This is a genomic window from Arthrobacter sp. UYEF20 (assembly GCF_040546335.1).
Taxonomy (GTDB): Bacteria; Actinomycetota; Actinomycetes; order Actinomycetales; family Micrococcaceae; genus Arthrobacter.
This window is the reverse complement of sequence record NZ_JBEPNP010000002.1, coordinates 165,808-179,065: the sequence shown is the minus strand read 5'-3', so window position 1 is coordinate 179,065 and position 13,258 is coordinate 165,808. Positions and strand designations below refer to the sequence as shown.

Here is a 13,258-nt window from a genome sequence, read left to right as displayed (position 1 = left end):
CCTCAGATCCGCGTACTGGACCTAACTTGCGAACTAGTCTGACGTTAATGCGCGCAGCCCGTGTGCGACCCGGTGGGCACGCCGTGCCCGGCATGGGCCGCTGAGGCCGGGACCGGCGGTTCTTCGCCGTATTCGCGGTGGGCGTCGTGGACCACGGCGCCACCTACTATCGTCAGGTCGGCCCGTTCTCCGAGCAGTTCTTCGGCCTCCAATGCGTACAGGTTGGCTGACCAGACCACGAGGTCGGCCTTTGCCCCTACGCGGATGACGCCGAGGTCGTTTTCCGCGTGCCAGGCCCAGGCCCCGCCTTGGGTATAGGCACACAGGGCGGTGTCAAGATCCAGGCGCTCGTCCGGCGTCCAGCGGGAGCCGCCGTCGAGCCCTGCCCGGGTGAGGGCGCTGTAGAGTCCCACGAGGGGGTCCATCTCACCGACCTGCCAATCGCTGGAGAAGGCCAACCGGGCACCGGATTCGGCGAGGGACTTGAACCGCCATGCGCGGTCCCAGCGCTCCTCGCCCACGTTCTCCATCCAGGTTCCGGCGACCAGGTCCGGGGAACAGTGACGCGGCTGCATTGCCGGGACAACGCCCAGCTGGGCGAAACGGGGTAGATCGGCGTCATCCAGGCACTCGACGTGCACAATCCCGTGCCGGCGGTCCGTGGTGCGGTTGCTGCGTTGGGCCTGTTCGATTGCGTCCAGGGCCATCCGCACTCCCCTGTCGCCGGTGGCGTGGGTGTGGGTTTGGAAGCCCAGCCGGTCCAGCTCGCCGAGCATCGCTTTGAACTCGTTGGATGGCAGGCTCGAGGCGCCGCGGTGGCCGGGCCGGTTGGCGTAGTCGGCAAGCATGGCAGCAGTGTGCGGTTCGATCACGTCGTCGGCGTACAGCTTGACCGGGCCCAGCCGAAGCATGTCGTCCGCGGGCGCACTGTCCACCGCCTCGCGCAGGTCCCTGCGGAATGCCGCGTCGGCACCCACGGGGTGGAACAGCGCGGTGATGACCCGGGAATGCATTTTCCCCTCGGCCCGGGCCCGGTACATGAGATCGAGCTCCGCGAGAGGCACTTGGGGTTCGACGACGGTGGTGATGCCACTGGCGGCGGCCATCTCCAGGCTTGAGGTGATGCGCCGGTAGCGGCGGTCCGGGGAGTACATCGGAATGTCCCGTTGCAGGCCTTTCAGTCCCGCGGTCGTCATGGCGCTCGTGTAGAAGTCGGTGACCCAGCCGGTGGGCCGGCCGTCGTCGAGCTCCGGGCGCCCCCAAGGTATGGACGCGCCGCGCTCGATACCGAGCACCCGGATCGCGGCGTCGTTGAGCCATACCGAGTGCTGGTCGTAGGTGGTGATGAAGATGGGACGGTCGGTCAGGCCGCGCAAGTCCCCGGCGTTCGGCCGGCGCCCCTCGACCACCGAATACACGGCGTTTTCGGCACACACCCAGTCCAGGTCGGGCCGGGCGGCGGCGTGTTCCGCTATCCTGTTCCGCACGTCCGCAAGGGTGTGGGCGCCTTCGAGGCTGACGGCGTCGGGATCGAAACCCAGGAGCAGGTGGTTGTGGCTGTCGATGATGCCGGGGCTCAGGAGCCTGCCGCGCAGGTCCAGGCGACGACGGGCCGGCGGCGCATCCCGGTCCGTGCCCACGTAGCTGATGAGCCCGTTGCTGATACCGACGGCCTCGGCCCAGCCCGTCGTGTCGAAGGTCCGGACGGCTCCGTTGCAGAGCAGCAGGTCAAGCATCAGTTGTTCTCCTCTTCAATGACTGCGTCAAGGAGCAGTAGATGGGTTCCGGAACGGGGCCGGAGATACAGGTAGTAGTAGATGAATCCGGCAGCGACGAAAGCGAGCGAAATTCCCAGGCTCAGCCACTGCGCCGGGTCCATGATGGCGACGACGAAAACCAGGAGGAGGGCCGCGATGCAGAGGGCGGGCGGCAACGGCCACCACGGCATCCGGTAGCCGGGGCGGTTCTTGTTTCCGCGGCGGTGGTTGATCGCGGCGAAGGCAATGAAGAGGTAGCTGAAGGTCAGGGTGGATCCGGTAGCAGTCAGCAGAACGTCCAGGGGGGCAAAGCATGCGAGGAAGGCGATAGCACCCATGACGGCCGTCGCCGCGACCGGCACCTGGCCTTTGCCGCTCACTCGGCGGAGTCCCCTGGACAAGGCCCCGGGCAAGGCGTGGTCGCGGGCCGCGGCGTACAGCAGACGGCCGGACTGCAGGGTGATGGCGATGATGGCATTGATGATCGAGAAAGCGACAGCGAGCAGTACCAGCATGGTGACGGCGTCCCCCGCCCGTTCACTCAGGAACTGCTGCACCGGCAGCTCTGCACCGAACAGTTCTTCCTGCGAGCTCGCGCCGAGCAGGATTGCGAGGAGGGGAATCAATTCGGCGGCGATCGTGACGGCCGCACTCCACAGGACCGCCCTCGCCAAGGTGCGGGCGGGGTTCTTGGTTTCCTCCGCGAAGTAGACGGCGCCGCCGTAGCCGTTAAAGGAGAAGATGCCCTGCGTGACCGCAATCATGAGACCGGCGATCGCCAGGGGCGCCAGCGATCCAGTGGAAGCGTCCAGGGCCTGCGGGGTAAAGAGCGTGTCCAGCGGCCGCTCAATGTGGACCAGGCCCAGCACCGCGAGCAGGACGAGCGCGGCCATCTCGATGAAAAGGAAGACACCCGTCAGCCAGGCGTTGGCCCGGATGTTGAAGCAGGCGGTGATGGTAGTGAGGACCACTACCACGAGCGCCGTTGCCTGTGGCGACAGTCCGGCTATTGCTACGCCCAGGTAGTCCGCGACGCCGAGCGCGAAGACCGCCACGATCAAGGGCAGGGAAACCAGGCTGATGAAGAAGGTCACGACGCCGAAGGCCGGCCCGAGCGCCCGGGAGACGAGCGAGTAGTCCCCGCCCGCCACCGGATAGGCGGAGGCGAGTTCGGCATAGCAGAACGCCACGAGAATGCTGATGACGCCCGCGATGAGGAAACCCCAGACGACGCCGGTACCGAACGCCGTCAAGGCGGCGCCGCCGAGGATGAAGACACTGGAAGCGGGCGAAATCGAAGACAAGGTGATGAGGATGTTGCCGCCCAGGCCGAGGCTGCGGGACAGGGAGGCGCTATAGCTCCGGCCAGCGGTTTCGGGCTGCGGTTGGACGGTGCTGCTGAGTTGTTCCATGAGGGTCCATTTCGGGGTTGCGATGGAAGCATTTGGTTTTTTGACACCATCGTCAAATAACCATTGGAGTGTGGCAGCTCACATCGGATAGTGTCAAGAGCATGGCTAGACCCAATACCCAGGAACAGCGCCGCTCCGAACTTGTGGAGGCCGCTCTCAAGGAAGCCTCGACCCAAGGCCTGCGCTCACTGTCCCTGACAGATGTTGCCAAAAGGGCCGGGCTGACCAGGGGGGCTTTGCTCTACTATTTCGACGACTTGGATGCCCTCCTTGTGGAGGCCCACCGTGCCGGCACTGAGCGGTTCTGCGACTACCGCGACAATGTGGTGGCAGAACTCGAAACGCCCGCAGAAAAACTTCGGGCAGCCATTTCCGCGGGTCTGCCCAGCGGCCCGGACGACGCACTCATGCGGCTCCTCTATGAGTTCGACTTCATGGCCGGACAATCTGAACTGCACGACACCCTGGTCCAGCAGATGTACCTGCGGCAGACCGCCACCTACCGCGCAATATTTGAAGAGGGCAATGCGTCGGGCGCTTTCGCCATCTCCACCGATCTCGGCCAGGCCACCATGAACATGGTTGCCCTTGAGGACGCCTACAGCCTGCACATTGTGGCCGGGAACAGACTGGTCACCGTCGAGATGGCACGCGAGGCCATGCTCGCCTTCGCGGAGCAGATCGGCTGCCGGCCGTTGCCCTGCCGATGAGCTGGTGCCTGCGCGCCCACCGACTGCCTGTAGCGGATGGCAGGGACCCAATAATCGGTGCAGAACTTAGGTTCGCCAGGCAGCGTCTCTGACGTGGGTGTCGGCGAACACCTCCAGGCGCGAGACGAACTCCTTGATGGATGCGGCCGCGTAGTGCTTAGGATCCCAACATGCGTGGATCTGCAGGCATACCGGTTGGCCTGTGGAACTGGTGATGAGGGCAGGGTAGGCGCCGAAGCGTGGTAAGTCAGTTGCTACGCCGACGCCTCGGCCCGAAGCCGCTAGGGCTTGGACCAGGCGTGGCGACGGCACCTGCTCGAATGAATCATATCGGAGGTCTTCGGCGTTGACCGCGTCGTCCAGTGCGGTGCGCGTTGGGTCGTTCTGAACTGGCAACACGAGGTCTTCGCGCAGCAGATCGCCGACGGAAATCGTGGCCAGCCGCTGCGTTGCCCAGGGGTGCGTCGGGGAGGTGTATGCGCGTAGTGGAACGTTGGTCAGTGTGCGCCAGTCCAGGCCGTTGCTGGGTGGGCGTGTGGCGGAGATTCCCAGGTCGCAGTTGTCGCGGACGGCGTCGTGGACCCGGTCCGGGGCGGCGGGTTTGACCGTCACGAACGCGTCGCCGCCGTCGAGGGACGCGACGAACGGTGCCACTATCTCTGTAATCGTGGTGTCGGCGGCCGCGATCGAGATCCGGGACAGGGACCCTTTGGCTATTTGCCGGGCGAGCATTTCAACGCGATCCGCTCGGGTAACGAGGTCGGATGCGACATGCAGCATCTCTGTTCCGGCATTCGTGAGGGACAGGCGCGGACCTTTGCGGGCGAACAATTCAACACCCAGCTCCCGTTCGAGAGCCTGAAGCTGCCTCGAAATGGCCGGCTGCGCCACGCGGAGATGTTCGGCGGCCGAGGTCACCGTGCCGTGCTCGACGACGGACAAGAAGTAGCGAAGGTGGCGGATCTCCATCCTTCCATTATGCCTCAGAGGCATAAAAACAGGGCGCTAACAGGTATTGGACAGAATGATTGCCCCCACGGAACGATTGACCCATCACCCCAGACAAAGGAGTCGTTGTGGACTTGCTCTCTCTCGATACGTGGCTGCTGCCGCCACATAATCGTCTTTCGCTGCACCAGGTCCACCGGCTGGTGCCCGTGGCTACTATTGCCAGAGGTAATCGCGCTGCCCGCGCCCTGACGCCCGCAGATTCGTCCCACGAGGCCGAGCTTTCCTCCGTCGCCCTCGCGCCTGGACGGGAGGCGACGCTGCTTGAGTTTCTCGAAATGACCAACACGGATGCCTTCATTGTCCTTCGAGGCGACCAGGTCCTTTACGAGCGGTATTTCGGCGACTACACGCGGGAGTCGCGCCATATCGTCATGTCCGTCTCCAAGTCACTGTGTGGGATGTTGGCGGGGATTCTTGTAGAAGATGGTCTGCTCGACCTCGACGCCAGGACATCAATGTACGTCCCGGAGCTCGAAAATGGGTCGTACGGCGGTTCGACGGTCGGCCAATTGCTGGATATGACCGCAGTGCCTGACTTCGACATGACCTACACGAATCCATTGGCCGAAGTCCAAGCGGGCGACCGGTCCGCGGGGTGGCGTCCGCGGCGCGATGACGACGCCGACGGAACGAGGGCTTTCCTTGAACGGCTTCAGGGTTCGGGCGGCCACGGATCAGCGTTTCAATACTGCTCCGCAACGACCGATGTGCTCGCTTGGGTGCTCGAGCGCGCCGCGCACATGCCCTACGCGCGGCTTTTGGAGACGAAGCTCTGGCAGAACCTCGGCGCCGAAGATGATGCAGTGATCACGGTCGACAATCACGGCACGCCCTATGCTTGCGCCGGAATCAGCATGCGACTGCGCGACCTGGCACGGTTCGGACGGCTCATTCTTGACGGCGGCCGAATCGACGGGCGCCAAATTATCCCACGAGAGTGGATTAGCACAACGGCCGGTGGAGGCGACTTCGACACGTCCGACGACACTGATCCCACGCCAGGCACGTATCGAAACCAGTGGTGGGTTCCTGGGGGCAGCCATGGCAGTTTCTACGCGGCCGGTATCTTCGGCCAGTACCTCTGGCTTGACCCGAGTACTGGCATCACCATTGCGAAATTCTCCAGTGAGGGAGACCCTCTCAGCCATGGCAGCGAGCACCGCAACGCGCTGCAATCCATCGCGTCCAACTCAGCTGGTTGGAGCGGCACCGGCGATCGCTCGGAAGGGAAGGACAAGTGAGCGCCGACAAGCCGCGCTCGGCGGCGATCGAACAACGCTCCATCGACTACGTCCCTCTGGACGAACGCCACGGCAAGCCGTGGCACCTCTTCACCGTCTGGTTCTCCAGTAACTTGCAGATCACAGGTCTGGTCACCGGCGCACTGGCCGTCACCGTGGGGCTCAACCTCACATGGGCAATCATCACGATCCTCATCGGCAACCTCGTCGGCGGGGTCTTCATGGCCTATCACTCCGTGCAGGGGCCGCGGATGGGCGTCCCCCAGATGATCCAAAGCCGCGCGCAGTTCGGGTTCCTCGGATCCCTTCTCCCGGCCGCAATCGTCCTGTGCATGTACGCCGGCTTCGCTATCGAGGGCGGCGTCGTCACCGGTCAGGCGTTGGCATCCTGGGCGGACATCCCCTTTTCCAGCTCCGTCATCATCCAGGGCGCGATCGCCACCGTCATCGCGATCGCCGGGTACAAGCTGATCCACCTCACCAGCCGCATCGTCACCGTCGTGTCGACGGTCCTTTTCGCCGCACTGACCGTCACACTCTTCTCCCTGCTCCCGCACGAGCTCCCGGCCGGACCCGCGCCAGCATTCGGCACAGTGCTGCTCGCGGTCTCGATCTTCATCTCGTGGCAGATCACCTGGGCCCCCTACGTGTCGGACTACTCCCGATACCTTCCGGCTGACACTCCGGCGCGCACGACCTTCGCGTGGACCTACGCCGGCTCCGTGATCGGCGGTTCCTGGGTTATGATCCTCGGCGCGGTCGGTGCCACGATTAGTGCCGAGGCAATGGGAACCGATTCCATCGGCTTTCTGAGCGGCCTGGTGCCCGCCGTCGGCGGGGTCATCCTGCTTGCGCTGCTGATCAGTGCCGTGCCCGCGGGCGCATACGGAGTATACGGCGCCTACCTCACTTTCATCAGCGCCGTCTCCGCCGGCGGCAACGGCCGAGCGACCCCGATGGTCCGAACGGTCTTCTCCATCGTCTTCACCATCGTCGTCACCGCGATAACCCTCGCCGCCGATGGCGACATCCTAGCGACCGTCCAAGAGATCACGCTGTTCCTCCTGTACCTCCTGGTGCCCTGGACGGCGATCAACCTCACGGACTACTACTTCGTGCGAAAGGGCAGCTACCAGGTTGCTGAGCTGTTCAAACCCCGCGGGGTATACGGGCTCGTGAACTGGCCGGCGATCATCATCTACGTGCTCGCGATGGCCGCCGAAGTCCCGTTCATCAACAGCAGCCTGTTCGTTGGACCACTCGTCCCCTTCTTCGGCGGAGCAGACCTCGCCTGGATCGTCGGGCTCCTGCTGCCTACGGTGCTCTACCTCGGCTACGCGCGGTGGCTGACGGTGAAAGCGCCTGTAGCGGCTGACGTAGCGGACCTTGCAGAGTCCAACGCCGACATGTAACCGGAATTCGCAATCGAACGCCGACCGCTATCCACGCTCCTATCTGGCGTGGTTCGACGAAGGCGTGTCACCACTTGAAGTCAGGGAACGCAGCAGCCGCCGTTATACGGAGTCCGCGGCGGTGCCGTCGGCGTAGGGCGCAGCGCCGGTCACGACGTCGTTCGAGGGATTGTTGGACCATTCGGAGAAGGAGCCCGGGTACAGGGCGGCCGGGAAACCGGCAATTTCCAGCGCCGCGATTTCGTGGGCCGCCGTCACCCCCGAACCGCAGTAGACCGCGGTGGAGACGTCCGGCCGCGCACCGAGGCCGGTAAAGCGCTCGCGCAACTCTTCGGCCGGCAGGAACCGGCCGTCCGGGCCGAGGTTGCCGGTGGTGGGCGCGCTCACGGCTCCCGGGATGTGGCCTGCGCGCGGGTCCACGGGTTCGATTTCCCCGCGGTACCGTTCCCCCGCCCGGGCGTCGAGCAGCAAGCCCTGCCGGCCCCAGCTGGCCGCCCGCCCCGCGTCGATCACGGGCATGGCACCGGCGGCCAGGACGACGTCCCCGGTCTCCGCTTGCCGTTCACCGCGGTCACCGCGTTCGACGTCGAATCCGGCGGCGCGCCAGGCGGCCAGTCCGCCGTCGAGCAGGTAAACGTCCGCGAAACCCGCGTTCCGGAGCATCCACCAGAGCCTGGCGGCGGCCATGTTGCCGCTGTCGTCGTAGGCAACGACGACATCTCCACTGCGGATGCCCCAGGAGCGGACGGATGCCTGGAATCGCTCCAGGGAAGGGAGCGGGTGGCGGCCGCGGCTTGGATCCGCGGGGCCGGCCAGTTCGGTGCCGAGGTCCACGAAGACGGCGCCGGGGAGGTGCTCCGCCAGGTAATGCTCCCGGCCGTGCGGGTCACCGAGCGCCCAGCGCACATCCAGCAGCACGGTCCGCCGGCCGGTTTCGCGGACGCCGTCCAGCCGGTCTTTGACTTCCGCTACATCCATGAGGGTCTGCATCCGCCAACTCTATCCGTGCTGGTCATCGTTGGCGCGGCCGCCGCGGGTAGGCTGGTGCGGTGATGAGAGAGCGCACAAACCACCGGGCCTGGGCCGATGAAGCCATCCGCAGAATCAACGCCGAGAACAACCGCTCCGCCGACACCCACCTCTATTCCGTCCCGCTGCCGGAACATTGGGGAGTGCAGCTGTACCTCAAGGACGAGTCCACGCACCGTACCGGCAGCCTGAAGCACCGGCTGGCGCGCTCCCTGTTCCTTTTCGGCCTGGTCAACGGCTGGATCGCGGAAGGGACCACCATCGTGGAAGCGTCCAGCGGCAGCACGGCCGTCTCGGAAGCGTATTTTGCCCAGCTGCTGGGGCTGCCGTTCATCGCCGTGATGACCCGGACCACCAGCCGGGAAAAGATTGCCCTGATCGAGCAGTTCGGCGGGTCCTGCCTGCTGGTGGATCACGCGTCGGAGGTCTACGAGGCGGCCGCCGAACTGGCCAGGAGCAGCAACGGCCACTACATGGACCAGTTCACCTACGCCGAGCGGGCCACGGACTGGCGGGGGAACAACAACATCGCCGAGTCGATCTTCGGCCAGCTCGCCCTGGAAGAGCACCCGATCCCGCGCTGGATTGTCGTGGGCGCCGGGACCGGAGGAACCAGCGCCACGATCGGTCGGTACCTCAGGTATCACCGCCACGATACGGAGCTGGCGGTGGTGGACCCGGAGAACTCGGCGTTCCATCCCGCGTGGCTGGCCGGCCGCGATGGCGGCGCCGGTGCAGCCGGCGTCGCCGGGCTCCCGTCGCGGATCGAGGGCATCGGCCGGCCCCGGATGGAACCAAGCTTTGTCCCCACGCTGATCGACCACATGATCCAGGTCCCGGACGCAGCTTCGGTGGCGGCGATGCGCCACCTTCGGCAGTTCGCCGGGCTGCACGCGGGCCCGTCCACCGGCACGAACCTCTGGGGCGTGTGGCAGCTCATCACGAAGATGATCGCCGAAGGACGGCGCGGCAGCGTTGTGTCCTTGATGTGCGACGGCGGTGACCGCTATGCCGGCAACTATTACAACCCGGACTGGCTTCAGGCCCAGGGACTGGACCCCGAACCGTACGAGGCGACGCTCCGGGAGTTCTTCGCCACCGGGGCCTGGCCGGCCTAGACGTTCCCAAGGGGCCCTCCGTGCGGGTCAGACCTCCACCGTGTCCCCGCTGGAGAGGTGGCGGTATTCGGTGCCGTACTTGGCGCCGATCCGCGTCACCTGTCCCTCAATCAGGCCCAGCCCGCTCTGGTTGAGCAGGGCGTCGTGGATCGGGAACGCCTTGGGTGCCCGGACGCCGATCACGAAGTCCACCACCTCGCCCACCTTGTTCCACGGCGCGTGGATCGGCACGAGCAGGGTCCGGACCTCCACGCCGTCGGGTATCGCGAAGGAGTCCCCCGGGTGATAGACGTTGGAATCCACCAGATAGCCCACATTCGCCACCACCGGAATCAGGGGATGGATCAGCGCGTGCTGGCCGCCGAAACTCCGGATGGCGAAGCCTGCGGCGTCAAACTCCTCGCCGGGGGCCACGGCATGGATCCGATTCGCAGCACCGTCCGCCTTCCCGCGCAATTCCTCCGCGACCCCCGCCGGCGCGAAGAGCTGCAGCGATTCCCTGCCCTCCAGGGCGGCAACGACGGCGTCGACGTCGACGTGGTCCGGATGCTCGTGCGTGATCAGCACGGCGTCCGCACCGGCCAGCGCCTGCTCCGTCTCGGAGAACGTCCCCGGGTCGAACACCAGCACCTTGCCGTCCTTCTCGAGGCGGACACAGGCGTGCGTGAATTTCGTCAGCTTCATCGGGCCAGCCTAGGGACCGGGCGCCGCGGTGTCCACGCCCCCGGCTGGTAATCTGGGACATTGCCAGCACCCCAAACGAAACCGACAGTGAAACGAGCTCCACAATGTCCCAGGGCGCCACAACCGACGGCAACCGGACACCGGCCCCCGCTCCCGCCGCGGGCAAGGAACAGCGCGTCACCAAGCAGCGCCTCGCGGTCAGCGCCGCCCTGGACGAACTGGCGGACTTCGTCAGCACCCAGGAGCTGTACCGCATCCTGCAGGAGCGGGGCACCTCGGTTTCCCTTGCCACCTCGTACCGGATCCTGCAGTCCCTTGCCGATGACGGGCTGGTAGACGTCCTTCGGAACGCCGACGGCGAGGCGGTCTACCGGCGCTGCGCCGTCACCGTCCACCACCACCACCTGCTGTGCCGCAATTGCGGGAAGGCCGTCGAGGTCGAGGCACCCGCGGTGGAAGCCTGGGCCGCGCGGATCGCCAAAGAACACGGCTTCACCGCGGTGGAACACACCGTGGAGATCTACGGGCTGTGCCCGGAGTGCACCGCCCGGCCGTCCGGGACATAGCCAAGGCCGTACCGGCGGCCCGGCAACTCAGTCCCTGCTGAGCCGGATTTGGCCAGCACCGCCCACCATGCCTTGTCATGGCGCCCTAGAGTGGTGCCATCACGCAGTGGTTGCCCCTTCCGGTATTGGAGATTTCATGACAGCAATAGCCCGCCTGGCCGCAGTTTCCGTCGATTGTGCAGACGCCGCCGTGCTGGCGGACTTCTACCGACGGCTGCTCGATGCGGAAGTGTTCTTCGAGTCTGACGATTTCGTTGCACTCAAAGGTGCGGGAGTGATGCTGACATTGCAGCGCGTGCAGAACTACCGTCCGCCTGAATGGCCCGGGGACGTTTCACCCAAGCAGCTCCATCTAGAGTTTGCTGTTGAGGATCTTGACGCTGCTGAACAGCAGGTTATTTCGCTCGGCGCCCGTCGCGCTGACGTCCAGCCCTCGCCGGACCGCTGGAGGGTCCTGCTTGATCCGGCTGGGCACCCTTTCTGCCTGATGCACCCGATTCCCGGCGCCTGACCCCGTTCGGCGCCTGACCCCGTTCACTGCCTCAGGCCGCCGGGACCGGTTCGCCCCGCAGTACCCGCCCGTTCATCCCGCGTTTGGCCCGGATGCCGCCGATGGCACGGCAGACCACGTAGATCAGGAACGACAACGTGGTGACGTAGGGGCTGATGGGGAGCCGGCCGCCGAGGGCCAGCATGATGCCGCCCACCGTCGCCGTCACGGCGAACACCACGCTGAGGAGCACCACCAGCCGGGGCGACGACGTCACCCGCAAGGCGGCAGCGGCAGGCGTGATCAGCAGCGCCAGGACCAGCAGCGCGCCGACAATCTGGATGGAAAGCGCCACGCTGACGCCCAGCAGCAGCATGAATCCGAGGGCGAGGGCCCGGACCGGCACGCCCCGGGCCGCGGCGACGTCGGGATCGACGCTTGCAAAGGTCAGCGGCCGCCAGATGGCGATCAGGGCCAGCATCACGACGACGGCGGCGACGGCCAGCACCTGCAGCTGGACGGTCCCGACGGACACGATCTGCCCGGTGAGCAGGCCGAACTTGTTGGCGGCGCGGCCCTCATACAGCGAAAGGAACAGGATGCCCAGGCCCAGGCCGAAGGGCATGAGCACGCCGATGGTCGAATTCTTGTCCCGGGCGCGGACCCCCATCAGGCCCAGCAGCAGGGCCGCCACCACCGACCCCAGCAAGGAACCGAGCACGACGTCCATGCCGATCAGCAGGGCGAAGGCCGCACCGGCAAAGGAGAGCTCGGAGATGCCGTGTACCGCGAACGCCAGGTCCCGCTTCATCACGAAGGTCCCGACCAGGCCGCCCAACAGTCCCAGGACAGCCCCGGCCCAGATCGAATTCTGGACCAGCGCGAGCAGTTCACCGTAGTTCTCGAAGTTGAAGATTGAATGAAGCACGCTGTCCAGGTCCATTCAGCCCACCTCCCCGGCCACCGCGTGCGCATCCTCGTGGTGGTGCGTGGTGGCATCCGGAACGCCCACCACCACCATCCGGCCATTTGCGTGGATCACTTCGACATGGCTGCCGTAAAGATCGGACAGGACCTCGGTGGTCATCACGTCCTCCGGCCTGCCCACCCGGAAGCGTCCGCCGGCCAGGTAGAGCACCGTGTCCACATAGTCCACGATGGGGTTGATCTCATGCGTCACAAACACCACGGCGCTGTTGTGCTCGTGGCACTGGTCGTTGATCAGGCCGCTGACGGCGTGCTGGTGCTGCAGGTCCAGCGACAGCAAGGGCTCATCGCAGAGCAGTATCTTCGGATCCGTGGCGAGGGCCTGCGCCACCCGCAGCCGCTGCTGTTCGCCGCCCGAGAGCAGGCCCACCGGAACCTTGGCATACTCGTCGGCGCCTACCAGCCGGAGCAGCCGGTCAATCGTCCGGTTCGCTTTGGCCGCTCCGAGCCGCACTCCCCAACGGTGGCCGTCGACGCCGAGGCCGACGAGGTCCCGGGCACGCAACGGGGTGTCCGGGTCAAAGGATTTCTGCTGCGGGATGTAGCCGATCCCCCGGCTGCCGCGTTCGACCGGGCGGCCGTCGAGTATGGCCGTTCCGGAGCTGAGCTCCTGCAGTCCGAGGAGCACCTTGAGGAAGGTCGTTTTGCCGCTCCCATTGGGGCCGAGAACGGCGAGGAATTCACCCGGGTTGATGTCCAGATCCAGGTTCTCCCAGAGGGTCCGTTTACCAAACGTGAGGGACGCACCGCGGAGGCTCACTACGGGTGTCAACTTGGATTTCCTCGATTTCTGCGTGACTGGTTCTACTCACGCTGTCCCGATAATCTTAGGCCCCCGGCT

General features: G+C 65.7%; 13 protein-coding genes. 6 read left to right on the top strand and 7 right to left on the bottom strand.

The genetic code is table 11. The annotated features are described in order from the left end of the window. Positions 1-44: 44 nt before the first annotated feature. Complete coding sequence (locus ABIB26_RS03315) at positions 45-1,736, bottom strand: amidohydrolase (RefSeq protein ID WP_354239563.1); 1,692 nt, start codon at positions 1,734-1,736, stop codon at positions 45-47. Continuing rightward, positions 1,736-3,169: an APC family permease gene (locus tag ABIB26_RS03310; protein WP_354239562.1), complete on the bottom strand. Its 1,434-nt coding sequence runs from the start codon at positions 3,167-3,169 to the stop codon at positions 1,736-1,738. The genes ABIB26_RS03315 and ABIB26_RS03310 overlap by 1 nt, the downstream gene beginning before the upstream one ends. Before the next feature lie 101 nt (positions 3,170-3,270). Here ABIB26_RS03310 and ABIB26_RS03305 point away from each other — a divergent pair, with 101 nt between their 5' ends. Next, positions 3,271-3,879, top strand: a complete 609-nt coding sequence (locus tag ABIB26_RS03305) for a TetR/AcrR family transcriptional regulator (protein ID WP_354239560.1) — start codon at positions 3,271-3,273, stop codon at positions 3,877-3,879. A 66-nt stretch (positions 3,880-3,945) separates the two neighbouring features. Here the strand turns inward: ABIB26_RS03305 and ABIB26_RS03300 are convergent, their stop codons facing one another. Then, a complete protein-coding gene (locus ABIB26_RS03300) occupies positions 3,946-4,848 on the bottom strand; it encodes a LysR family transcriptional regulator (RefSeq protein WP_354239558.1) in 903 nt (300 codons plus the stop codon). A 107-nt stretch (positions 4,849-4,955) separates the two neighbouring features. Here ABIB26_RS03300 and ABIB26_RS03295 point away from each other — a divergent pair, with 107 nt between their 5' ends. Together ABIB26_RS03295 and ABIB26_RS03290 are read left to right on the top strand one after the other, a co-directional pair. After that, positions 4,956-6,131 (top strand): serine hydrolase domain-containing protein, encoded by a 1,176-nt coding sequence (locus ABIB26_RS03295; RefSeq protein WP_354239556.1) that lies wholly within the window; start codon positions 4,956-4,958, stop codon positions 6,129-6,131. Then, complete coding sequence (locus ABIB26_RS03290) at positions 6,128-7,543, top strand: purine-cytosine permease family protein (RefSeq protein WP_354239554.1); 1,416 nt, start codon at positions 6,128-6,130, stop codon at positions 7,541-7,543. The genes ABIB26_RS03295 and ABIB26_RS03290 overlap by 4 nt, the downstream gene beginning before the upstream one ends. Positions 7,544-7,645: 102 nt before the next feature. Here ABIB26_RS03290 and ABIB26_RS03285 read toward each other — a convergent pair whose 3' ends face one another. Further along, a complete protein-coding gene (locus ABIB26_RS03285; protein ID WP_354239552.1) occupies positions 7,646-8,533 on the bottom strand; it encodes a sulfurtransferase in 888 nt (295 codons plus the stop codon). A gap of 62 nt (positions 8,534-8,595) precedes the next feature. Here ABIB26_RS03285 and ABIB26_RS03280 point away from each other — a divergent pair, with 62 nt between their 5' ends. Further along, the gene (locus tag ABIB26_RS03280) at positions 8,596-9,690 is read left to right on the top strand and encodes a PLP-dependent cysteine synthase family protein (protein WP_354239550.1); all 1,095 of its coding nucleotides are present in this window, start codon (positions 8,596-8,598) and stop codon (positions 9,688-9,690) included. A 27-nt stretch (positions 9,691-9,717) separates the two neighbouring features. Here the strand turns inward: ABIB26_RS03280 and ABIB26_RS03275 are convergent, their stop codons facing one another. Further along, positions 9,718-10,374: an MBL fold metallo-hydrolase gene (locus tag ABIB26_RS03275; RefSeq protein WP_354239548.1), complete on the bottom strand. Its 657-nt coding sequence runs from the start codon at positions 10,372-10,374 to the stop codon at positions 9,718-9,720. A gap of 104 nt (positions 10,375-10,478) precedes the next feature. On the opposite strand from ABIB26_RS03275, the gene ABIB26_RS03270 reads away from it, so the two are divergent. Continuing rightward, the gene (locus tag ABIB26_RS03270) at positions 10,479-10,940 is read left to right on the top strand and encodes a Fur family transcriptional regulator (protein WP_354239546.1); all 462 of its coding nucleotides are present in this window, start codon (positions 10,479-10,481) and stop codon (positions 10,938-10,940) included. 136 nt (positions 10,941-11,076) lie between these two features. Further along, positions 11,077-11,451, top strand: a complete 375-nt coding sequence (locus tag ABIB26_RS03265) for a VOC family protein (RefSeq protein ID WP_354239544.1) — start codon at positions 11,077-11,079, stop codon at positions 11,449-11,451. 31 nt (positions 11,452-11,482) lie between these two features. Here the strand turns inward: ABIB26_RS03265 and ABIB26_RS03260 are convergent, their stop codons facing one another. After that, positions 11,483-12,373, bottom strand: coding sequence for a metal ABC transporter permease (locus ABIB26_RS03260; RefSeq protein ID WP_354239542.1), 891 nt, complete (start codon positions 12,371-12,373; stop codon positions 11,483-11,485). Continuing rightward, positions 12,374-13,189: a metal ABC transporter ATP-binding protein gene (locus tag ABIB26_RS03255; RefSeq protein ID WP_354239540.1), complete on the bottom strand. Its 816-nt coding sequence runs from the start codon at positions 13,187-13,189 to the stop codon at positions 12,374-12,376. Between the last annotated feature and the right edge of the window lie 69 nt (positions 13,190-13,258).

Coding starts and splice junctions, on each gene's coding strand:
- ABIB26_RS03315 (WP_354239563.1), bottom strand. CDS start 1,736: ATGCTTGACCTGCTGCTCTGCAACGGAGCCGTCCGGACCTTCGACACG.
- ABIB26_RS03310 (WP_354239562.1), bottom strand. CDS start 3,169: ATGGAACAACTCAGCAGCACCGTCCAACCGCAGCCCGAAACCGCTGGC.
- ABIB26_RS03305 (WP_354239560.1), top strand. CDS start 3,271: ATGGCTAGACCCAATACCCAGGAACAGCGCCGCTCCGAACTTGTGGAG.
- ABIB26_RS03300 (WP_354239558.1), bottom strand. CDS start 4,848: ATGGAGATCCGCCACCTTCGCTACTTCTTGTCCGTCGTCGAGCACGGC.
- ABIB26_RS03285 (WP_354239552.1), bottom strand. CDS start 8,533: ATGCAGACCCTCATGGATGTAGCGGAAGTCAAAGACCGGCTGGACGGC.
- ABIB26_RS03280 (WP_354239550.1), top strand. CDS start 8,596: ATGAGAGAGCGCACAAACCACCGGGCCTGGGCCGATGAAGCCATCCGC.
- ABIB26_RS03275 (WP_354239548.1), bottom strand. CDS start 10,374: ATGAAGCTGACGAAATTCACGCACGCCTGTGTCCGCCTCGAGAAGGAC.
- ABIB26_RS03270 (WP_354239546.1), top strand. CDS start 10,479: ATGTCCCAGGGCGCCACAACCGACGGCAACCGGACACCGGCCCCCGCT.
- ABIB26_RS03265 (WP_354239544.1), top strand. CDS start 11,077: ATGACAGCAATAGCCCGCCTGGCCGCAGTTTCCGTCGATTGTGCAGAC.
- ABIB26_RS03260 (WP_354239542.1), bottom strand. CDS start 12,373: ATGGACCTGGACAGCGTGCTTCATTCAATCTTCAACTTCGAGAACTAC.